The organism is Methylobacterium sp. AC315 (genome assembly GCF_979253755.1).
In genome coordinates this window covers 47,247-56,954 of the sequence record NZ_CEEDEA010000023.1, presented here as the reverse complement: position 1 = coordinate 56,954, position 9,708 = coordinate 47,247, and the positions used below count along the sequence as shown (strand labels likewise).

Genomic DNA, 9,708 nt, shown 5'->3' with positions numbered 1-9,708 from the left:
CGTCCGCGCCGGCCTGAACTACAAGTTCGGCTCGTACTAGTATCGGATCGCGCTCCTCCCGGCCTCAACGCCGGGAGCCGTCTTGGCCGGAAGTCGTCTTGGCCGGGAGCCGCTTCGGCAGCCCAGCCCGATCAAACCGGCCGCTCAGGTCGTGCAGAACCCCGGGTGCCCCTGGCGCCCGGGGTTCTGCCGTTTTGCTGGATGGCAAGCCGCAGCCTCATCCGCGCCAGGGCGACTCGCGGATCACGCGACAAAAGTTGCCGGCGTGGAAATGCGGCTCCTTGTCGGCAATGACGTCGGCCTTGACGTTGCCGAAGGTCGTCTTCGGCTTGTGCCGGATCCCCTCGTAGAACGCCTGGATGATGTCCTCCTTGAAATGCGGGGTCCGCGGATGCGCCCGCACCACGGCCGAGCGCTCCGCGTCGCTGTAGTCGGCGTAGGTCAGGCCGAGCACGTCCATCTCGACCCCGGCGGTGACCAGCGCGACCACGGGGTGCATGTGCTGCGGGATGCCCGGCGTGGTGTGCAGCGCGATGGCGGTCCACACCGTGTCGATGTCGGCCTGGTCGATGCCGTACCCGCGTAGAAAATCCCGTGCCGCGTTGGCGCCGTCGACCTCGAAGCGGTCCTGCGCGCTGCTGTGCTGTGGGGTCAGCCCCATGTCGTGGAACATCGCCCCGACATAGAGCAGCTCCGGATCGTAGCGCAGGCCGCGCTGCTTCCCTGCCAGGGCGCCGAAGTAATAGACGCGGCTGGAATGGTGGAACAGCAGCGGCGATTCCGTATCCCGGACGCGTTCGGTCACCGCCCGGGCAAGCGTGCTGTCGGGAATCGCGACGTCGCGGATGGGTTGGTCCATGGCCATCACTCCTTGCTGACTGGGAAAGACTAGATCACGCCCTTCGCGTCCGAAGTTGACGGCACACGTTCCAAACGGACAAATCACGCCCGCGACGGACGCGCGGGAGGGCATTATGGAGCGGAGGCTGGTGATCGCCGCGGGACCGGGCGTGCAGATGCTCGACGTCTCCGGTCCGCTGGACGTCTTCGCGGAGGCGAACGTCCAGGCCGGGCGGTGTGTCTACCGCACCGAGATCGTCTCGACCGACACCGCCGTCATCCGGGCCTCGTCGGGCGCGCGACTGCTGGCGGATCGGACTATCTTCGAGGCCGATGCCGGCACCCTCGATACGCTGCTGGTGGCGGGATCGCCGGACGCGCCCCATCGCCGTCCGGCCGCCGCCTTTCTCGACTGGCTGCGGCGCACGGCACCCGCGGCCCGGCGCTATGGGTCGGTCTGCACCGGAGCCTTCGCCCTCGCCGAGGCCGGCCTGCTGGACGGGCGCCGGATCACCACGCATTGGGCGGCCGCCGACGCCCTGGCCCGGCGCTACCCCGCGATCCGGGTCGAGCCCGACGCGATCCAGGTCCGGGACGGCCCGGTCTGCACCGCCGCCGGGGTGACCGCCGGCCTCGACCTGGCCGTCGCCCTCGTCGAGGAGGATCTCGGCCGGGACGTCGCCAAGCGCGTCGCCGCGCAGCTCGTGATGTTCTTCAAACGCCCCGGCGGCCAGTTGCAGTTCAGCCGTCGCGGCGCGACCGAGCCGTCAGGCCGGGCCATCCTGCAGGAAATCCAGCGCTGGATCGCGGCCGCGCCCGCCGAGGATCACAGCGTGGCCCTGTTGGCCGGACGGGCCGGCCTCAGCCCCCGGCACTTCGCCCGCCTGTTCCGGAGCGAGGTCGGGGTGACGCCGGCCGACTGGGTCGAGGCGGCGCGCGTCGCGGCGGCGCGGCGCTGGCTGGAGGCGGAGGGCCTTCCGCCCAAGCAGGTCGCCGCCCTGACGGGCTTCGCCAATGCCGACACCCTGCGCCGGGCCTTCGTGCGCCACGTCGGCATCACGCCTGCCGAATTCCGCAGGCGAAACGGCGCGGGGTGAGCGGGCGGTCGTTCGGAAGCGGCTGGTGATCGCCGGACGTCAACGCCGATCAGCCGGACATCGTCGGGATCATGCGCCCCCGGCGCGGGAGGTTTTGTCGACATACCGGTGGTCCTCACCGGAGCGCTGTCACAAACCGGCAACAGGGGGATCGCCTTCACGCCGTCGCTTGCAGGCTCGTCACACGGAGCGGAGACGTCTGATCTTTTCTATCGGGGTCGAGTGCAAGTCGTGATGTGCGCTGGATCGGTCTTAGATCCAAATTGATGTATATCGCAAAAACTCAAACATCTTGATACTGCTGGCGATAAACGCGCACTTTGTTGTTGCGTTGGAAATTTAATGCGTCCTATGCTTCGCATCGGACTATCAAGGCCATGCTTGCATCGTTAGGTATCGTCTTATTCTACATTATTGGTGAATTCTTACAATACACCGCGCGAAGAGCGCGGCTTGCGCAAGAAATATCAGCATTCATCTTGGTGTCTAGCCCAACAATCACCGGACACACCGTGATCTGACCCAACGTCTTATCGGACAACCCGATCGCGTCGCGCATCAGGAACCGCGAGACGAACAGGAGACCGTATCAATAATAAGAATTGATAAAAATACAAAAATAGGGGGGATACACAATGAAAAACGCAATAAAAATCGCTGCCACGGCCATATTATTTCAGATCACACCCAGCCATAGCTTTGCGGCGGGTGAGTATCCGCCGTACGACGGATATCTATTGACCTATTTTACCGGCAATCGGCCCTGGGAGGAGACGTTGAAGTTCTCCTACAGCCTGGACGGCCGCCGTTTCAACAGACTGAACAACGGCAATTCCGTCATTGACGCAAGTCACAGCGAGATGGGCGGCCTCCGCGACCCGTACATCTACCGTGGGCAGGACGGCAATTTCATCATGACCGCGACCGATATGCAGAGCTGGAAGGGTTGGGGAAGCAACCGGGGCATCGTCCTGATGCAATCTCCAGATCTCATTCATTGGAAATCCGCCACCGTCAATTTTGAAAAGCAGTATCCAAATCTGTTCCCCGGCCTCCACGCCGCCTGGGCGCCGCAGGTCGCCTACAATCCGTTGACCGACCGGAACATGGTCTATCTGACCGTCGGATCAAACGATCCCTACAAGGCCTATTACGCCCACACCAACCGAGATTTCACAGCCCTGACAGAGACGCCGCGGCAGCTTTTCTATGCTCGGGACGGGATCGGCTACATCGACTACGACATCAACGAACAAGACGGCAAATATCATATGCTGATGAAGGCGGAGTCATCGCCTCAGGGAAGTACGGCCCGGCTCCGGGTCATCAAGCATGCCGTGTCCGACCATCTGACCTGGGGCTATATCATGCCCTCGCAGGATGAAGTGCAGAGAACCGGCAACGCCGTCGAAGGGCCGCAGGCTTACCGCCTGAACGATGGCAGCGGGTATATCGTCATGTACGACAATTACCTGAATGGCGGCTTCCAGCTGGTGAAGACCACAGATTTCAAGACCTTCACGCCCGTCTCGGGCTCCGACGTCAACCAGCTCTCGCCGCGACACGCTGGTATCATTTCTCTGACGTCCGACGAACTCCACCGCGTACTCGACAACGACACCCATATCACCGTCGAGAACGCGGTGCCTGCCACCGGCACGGGCAGGCAGGTTCAGGCCGCCCCCACGGTCGGAAGCAGCGAGAAGAGGGATCTCGGCACGCTCAAAGCCGACAATGGCTGGGCTTCGGAGATCTGGGGCCTCTCCGCAACCGGACATGTCGCCGTCGGGGATGCCTATACCGACGACCGGGGCGCCGACATGCGCGCCGCGGCCTGGTCGGGGTCGGACCTCTCGCAGAAGCGGGATCTCGGCACCTTGAGGGCCGACAACACCGGCGCCGCGAAGGCCTATGCCGTGTCCAAGGACGGTGGCGTCATCGCGGGCATCGCGGAGAACGCCGACCAGAGGCTGCACGCCATCGTATGGTCGGGGACCAATTGGGCGACCAAGACCGATCTGGGCACCCTGACGTCGAACCAGTCGGGCACGTCCGGCGTCTACGCCCTGTCCGATGACGGGCGCGTCGCAGCCGGCGAGTCGAGCGTCGATTCCGGGACGACCCATGCGGCGCTGTGGTCGGGGCGGACCTGGACGACCAAGACCGATCTCGGCACCCTGCGGTCCGACAATACCGGGACGTCCTGGGCCTACGCCCTGTCGAAGGACGGGTCCGTGGTCGGCGGCTATGCGGCTCCCGACCGCAGCGTGGACGTCTATTCGCACGCCACCCTGTGGTCCGGCGCCAGCTGGACGACCAAGACCGATCTCGGCACGTTGAAATCCGACAACCGGGGCACCTCGGTGGTGCGGGCGCTCTCGGCCGACGGCACCGTGGCGGCGGGCAGCGGCACGACCGATTCCGGCTACACCCATGCGGCGCTCTGGTCCGGATCGCGCTGGTCGGAGAAGCGCGATCTCGGCACGCTCCGGGCCGACAACAGCGGCTCGTCCTGGGTGCGGGCCCTGTCCGCCGACGGGCGGGTCGCCGGCGGCATGGCGAGCACCAGTTCGGGGTTCGCGCACGGCGTCGTCTGGTTCGGCGACGGCTGGCGCAGCAGGACCGATCTCGGCACCCTGAGGTCCGATGGCGGTGGCGTGTCCGAGGTCCAGGCGCTTTCCGCCGACGGCCGGGTTGCGGCGGGTTATTCCGAGACCGACTCGGGCGATCCCCATGCCGTCCTGTGGAAGATCACCTATCCGGGGACGCCCGCCAGCGGGCCCTCGACCCCGCAGACCCAGCCCCAGGCCCGGGCAGCCGTCCAGGCGTCCACCCCGGCGTCGGGGCAGGCCTCCACCCAGGCGTCGGGGCAGGTCGCCGCCCCGACGACCCCGTCGGCTCAGGGGCAGCCCGCCGCACCGACCCCGGAACCGGCTCCAACGGTCTCATCCCCCCAGTCTCCGGCCCCGGCCCAGACCGCGACGACCTCCGCGCCGTCCACGGACGTTCGGACTCAACTCGTCGATGTCACGAACACGCGCCGGTCGATCGCCCGGCTGCGGTACGACACGTTCTCGGTTCTGGAGATCCAGCGCCAGTCGCTCTCCTATCTGCAGCAGACCTGGTCCTGCAGCCGCGGGAGTCTCTGCTGGTCGGCCAGCGCGGGGATCGTCTCCGACGGCAGCAGCACCGATACGCTCTCGACGCTACCCCTGAGTTACGGCCTGACCGACACCCTGACGGTCGGCGGCCATCTCAGCTACGCGCCCTACCGGGCCCTGCCGTCACCGGCGTTCAACGACAACCGCAACGCTGTCGGCGCGGGGGCCTTCCTCAACTGGAGCCAACCCTACGCGGGGGGTGCGTGGTACCTGCGCACCGCGTTGGCGGCCAGCCAGTACCACGCCGATGTCCGCCGCCTGCAATCCACCGCCACGGAGGCCGGCACCGGCAACGCCCGGATCGGCGGCCTCGCGGGCACGCTGGAGATCGGGCAGTCCCTTCCGGTCTTCGGGGATTTGGTGCTGGGCTGGCATGGCGGGGTCAGGACCAGTCGCGTCACCCGTCAGGGCTACACGGAAGCCAATGTCAGCTTTCCCGTACAGTACGACGGGATCGTCTACCGCAGCACGCTCGCCTTTCTCGGCGCGGATGTTTCGGTGCCGCTGACGACGGGCCTCAGCTGGATCTCGGGGGTCGAGATCGAGCAGGCTGTCCGCAAGCCGACGATGCGGTTCACGGCCCATGCCGACTACATCGGCGACTTCGGCTACAAGGCCGACCTGCGCCGCACCCGAGGCGAGGCGCGTACCGGCCTGGCGTTCGGCCTCGGCAACAGCCTCTCCGTGTCGGCGACCGCCTCCGTGCGGACGACGGCGCTGGGCACCACGGCGATCGGAGGCCTGCTCAGCTTCGGCGGCCAACTCTGACACGCGACGACCCGAACGCCACCGCCGCTCGGGTCGTTCTCCACCGACGGGCCGGTGCGGGCGCGCGCCATGCGCTATCCTGCACGCGTGCTGGTGGATCCGTTGGGGGAGATAGCGTGCCGACGATCTTCGACGCCCACACCTTCGCGCTCACGGCTCACGCAGGTCAGATCGACAAGGGTGGCCAGCCCTACATGCGGCACCTGGAGCGGGTCGCCAACGCTGCGCTGGCCCGGGCCGGTCATGCCCGGCTGGTGGACGGTCTCGACATCGACCCCATGGTGGTGATGCAGGCCGCCCTGCTTCACGACGTGCTCGAGGATACGCCGCGCTCCACCGCGGACCTGCGGGCGGCCGGGTTCACGCCGGAGGTGATCGAGGCCGTTGGGATCCTCACGAAACCGAAGGAACGGACGGCTTATTCCGAGCGGATCACGCAGGTGATCGCGGCGGGCAGTCTTCCGGCGATCCTGATCAAGATGTCCGACAACGAGGACAATCTCTGCCCCTCCCGGACCCTGCCGAACGCCACCTTTCTGCGAGAACGCTACGCGACGGCGTTCGGGCGCCTGAAGGAGGCCGCGGCCGCACTCGGGTACACGGGGCGATGAGGCGCGGCACGCGTAGACCCGGTCCGCCCTGCCCAGACGACGGGTCTTCCCTCAGGCGCACGGACCGCCAGGGCGGCGGCCCCTGGTCGGTTCGCGCTGCGTAGCCGGGTCTGCGGCGGGCGGTCCTCAGACTGCCGGAGGCGTCGCTGCGTGGGCCGCGCCGTTCTCAGCCGCCGCCGATACCCGTCCTGACCTTACCGGTCCCCGCACAAGCCGGGCAGGCCTCACCCGCGACCTTGCCGGAACCGCTGCATTCGCGGCACAGGTTCTCGCCGGTGCCGGGGGCGTCGGGGGGTGCCTCGTCGCCGGGTTTCACGGGGTCTGGCTCACCCATCGGCTTCTCCCTGGATAGGAAGGAAACCGAGGGGCGCCGACACCGTTCCCGCCGCCTTCGCCCACCGGGCGAGCCGGTTTGCCCGCTCGGTGGGCGAAGGCCGCGAGAGCAGGCTCGGATCCGGGTCGTCAGCCTTGGGTATTGCTCATCCTGCCCTGCATCTGCGTCAGCTGCGCGATGTGCAGGTTGATCAGAGGCAGCGCGCCGCGGGCGATGCGGCGCAGGCCGGGATCCTCACCCGACTGCGCGTAGGAGCCGTGAATGTTGAGCGCTTCCCGGTGGCCCTGCAGCGCGTTCGCCACGAAGGTGGCGTCGTATTGCGGGCCCGGCGGCATCGCGGTGAGCTGGGACAGGATCTGCGCCTTCTGCGCGTCGGTCGTCATCCCCTGCGGTGGCGGGGCGACCCCGAGCAGGCCGCCGGCCGCGCCCGTGGCCGTACCGACCGCCGCCCCTGCGACGGCGACCGGGGCGGCGACGAGGCCGCCGAGGAGGCCGCCGGGACCCGCCGGCGCACCGGCGCTCGGCGCCGGCGCCACGCCGCCGGTGTAGGCGTTGATCTTGCGGGCCAGGTTCACCTGTTCGACCACCTCGGCGCGGGAGAACTTCTTGAGCGCCGGGTTTCGGGTCTTCTCGTGCGCGTCGCGGGCCGTGTTCTCCAAGAACAGGCCGCCGGTGGTCGCCATCTGGAGGTAGACGCCCGACGGGATCGCGCCGGACGGGGTGACTTGGGCGACAGCGGTACGCGTGATTGCGAGGGCGGCCGTGGCGCCCAGCATCGTGGTGAGGACTTCGCGACGGTGCATCATGAGAAGGCTCCGGGTCGTGAGAGAGGACACCGAGGCGCCAGAGGTCGCTTGAGGTGCCATCCCGCGAACCGGACGGCTCAGCCCAAGTTTCCCGCGGGAAGAGCGATGAGACAAACCGCCACGCGATGCGGGCCAGCGAGACGGGGCGGGCGGCCCAGCCCGACAATCGGCCGGCGTATCCCGCACCACCGCCGTCGCGGCGAGGAACCGCTCCGCCGCAATGGCGAACGCCCCGGAAGCGGTTGCTTCCAGGGCGCTGCCGACCTCGCGACCATGCTGATAGGACTGGGGACTCGAGGTCGAGTGACGTCCGGGGCCTCCCTGGTGAGTGGGCGAATCACAGGGCAAAGAGCGAGGCTCCGCCCACCGAGTTCCCCGGCGCGCACGCCGGGGGATGAGTTCAGCGGCTCTGAGTCTTGGATTCGACGCGCTCGCTCACGCCGAACCGGTATCCGCGTCGGCGGCGATGGCTCTAGAAGGAGCCGAACTTGTAGTTCAGGCCAGCGCGGACGACGGCAAACTCCGTGTCACGGCGCAGCACGGTCGGAGAGACAGGCACGAAGGTGACGCTGTTGCCCAGGGCGACGCCAGGGCTGAAGACGCTCAGTGAAGTCACCCCGTTCGATGCGAAGATCCCGTTGTTCTGATTGCCGCGATCGAGGTTGACGTACAGACCTTCGACTTTGAAGGTCACGGCACTCGAACGGAAGAAGTTCAGGAACGAGTCGGTGGGCAGCGCGTATTCGAAGCCGCCACCGACGGTCCAACCCGTCTTGAAGTCGTCGCGGCTGCTGTTCGGCAGGCCGAAATCACGGCCGCCGCCCGCGCCGTAGGCGAACCCGCCGGTGCCGTACACGAGCACCCGGTCGAAGGCATAACCCAGGCGGCCGCGCACGGTGCCGAAGAAGTCCAGGCTCGCCAGACCGGACGGGTTGAAGATCAGGGTCCCGGGCGCGGCGCCGCCACCGCAGGTGCCGGTCGCGGGGGTGGAGACGCAGTTGCGGTTCCGGTCCCGGCCGAAGTCGACGTACTGGGCGTCAGCCTCGAAGCCGATCACGACACCCGACCCCGGCGTGAATTGATAGTTGTAGCCGACCTGGCCGCCGCCGGTGAAACCTTCCTGGGACCGCTGGCCCGAGAAGCCAATGAGCGTGCCACCGGCAGCCGGGAACAGCGGGCTGGCCCCGGGGGCGATGCCGACGCCGAGATTATCCTGCCGGCTGCTGGCATCGAAGCCATACCCAGCATTGATACCGAAATACGCCCCCGTCCAGGTGAACACCGGCACCGGTGTGAAGACCGGGGGCGGAGCCGCTCGGCGCGGTAGATCCGCCGCCGATGCTGTTGCCGTGAGTGCCGTAAGCGCGGTCAGAGCGACCGAAATCTTTTTCATGACCCTTCTAGCCCCTCGAAATACCCCGAACGGGCAGGAACGTAATCAATAAAAACCAAACGCGATGTATCCAATTCGCAACACCAAGCATTCGATTTTATCGATTTCTTCAATCGGGCATATATCCGGTGCATCATGCCGTTGATAGGATATGAAAACAGCATATCCGCAGATCCATTGCGGCATGCTCATCCAGAGATGGGCCGAACCCCGATCGGCATACGATGTGCCCTGCCGATCCGGCGCGCGCGCCGGCGATCGACCGATCAAACCCTGAGACGATGGAGCGGATGCGTGTCGCGGTGAAGGAGAACGGCGCTCGGGGCGCGTCCGATCGGCATGTCGAAGCGATCGCCGGCAGGTCGATCGGCGCTGCAATCCTCTGGCGGCCGGCCGCCCGGATCATGCACCGCCCCGAGGGCGACGACCGCGGCACACCCTGATGCGACAGCCCTATTCCCGGAAACCCGGCGGATGCTTGCCGCGCCGCATCCATGCGGGCGCGGTCTGGTGCCGACCGCCGCTCCGGGCAACGGAGCCGTGGCGGCTAATCAATATTGGCACATTAACGAAATATTAACGATTTAATTAATGTTAATGAACCGCCGCCGTTTCGACACCGGACACATGCCTGTCCAGGACGCGAAATCGCGCTTCCTGAAGAGCGGCAGATGTCGCCCCGAGGCATAGGCAACCTG

Annotated in this window: 8 protein-coding genes; 4 read left to right on the top strand and 4 right to left on the bottom strand. The window is 66.8% G+C overall.

Going from position 1 to position 9,708, the window contains the following annotated elements; translation table 11 throughout:
- Positions 1-217: 217 nt before the first annotated feature.
- Positions 218-859 carry an HD domain-containing protein gene (locus AC0IY0_RS24795; protein ID WP_471765951.1) on the bottom strand — a complete coding sequence of 214 codons (642 nt, stop codon included), beginning with the start codon at positions 857-859 and terminating at the stop codon, positions 218-220.
- A 115-nt stretch (positions 860-974) separates the two neighbouring features.
- Here AC0IY0_RS24795 and AC0IY0_RS24790 point away from each other — a divergent pair, with 115 nt between their 5' ends.
- From AC0IY0_RS24790 to AC0IY0_RS24780, 3 genes are all read left to right on the top strand, one after another.
- Complete coding sequence (locus AC0IY0_RS24790; RefSeq protein ID WP_147939122.1) at positions 975-1,937, top strand: GlxA family transcriptional regulator; 963 nt, start codon at positions 975-977, stop codon at positions 1,935-1,937.
- A gap of 737 nt (positions 1,938-2,674) precedes the next feature.
- Positions 2,675-5,866: an autotransporter domain-containing protein gene (locus AC0IY0_RS24785; RefSeq protein WP_471765949.1), complete on the top strand. Its 3,192-nt coding sequence runs from the start codon at positions 2,675-2,677 to the stop codon at positions 5,864-5,866.
- Positions 5,867-5,982: 116 nt separating this feature from the next.
- Complete coding sequence (locus tag AC0IY0_RS24780) at positions 5,983-6,477, top strand: phosphohydrolase (protein ID WP_419828807.1); 495 nt, start codon at positions 5,983-5,985, stop codon at positions 6,475-6,477.
- A gap of 166 nt (positions 6,478-6,643) precedes the next feature.
- On the opposite strand, the gene AC0IY0_RS24775 is transcribed toward AC0IY0_RS24780, so the two are convergent.
- The 3 genes from AC0IY0_RS24775 to AC0IY0_RS24765 form a co-directional block, all read right to left on the bottom strand.
- Positions 6,644-6,811 carry a hypothetical protein gene (locus AC0IY0_RS24775; RefSeq protein ID WP_187193505.1) on the bottom strand — a complete coding sequence of 56 codons (168 nt, stop codon included), beginning with the start codon at positions 6,809-6,811 and terminating at the stop codon, positions 6,644-6,646.
- Positions 6,812-6,939: 128 nt separating this feature from the next.
- Positions 6,940-7,614, bottom strand: a complete 675-nt coding sequence (locus AC0IY0_RS24770; RefSeq protein WP_471765953.1) for a DUF4142 domain-containing protein — start codon at positions 7,612-7,614, stop codon at positions 6,940-6,942.
- Positions 7,615-8,089: 475 nt separating this feature from the next.
- Positions 8,090-9,010, bottom strand: coding sequence for an outer membrane protein (locus AC0IY0_RS24765; RefSeq protein ID WP_471765947.1), 921 nt, complete (start codon positions 9,008-9,010; stop codon positions 8,090-8,092).
- Between the two features lie 290 nt (positions 9,011-9,300).
- On the opposite strand from AC0IY0_RS24765, the gene AC0IY0_RS24760 reads away from it, so the two are divergent.
- Positions 9,301-9,453 (top strand): hypothetical protein, encoded by a 153-nt coding sequence (locus AC0IY0_RS24760; protein ID WP_471765945.1) that lies wholly within the window; start codon positions 9,301-9,303, stop codon positions 9,451-9,453.
- Positions 9,454-9,708: the final 255 nt, after the last annotated feature.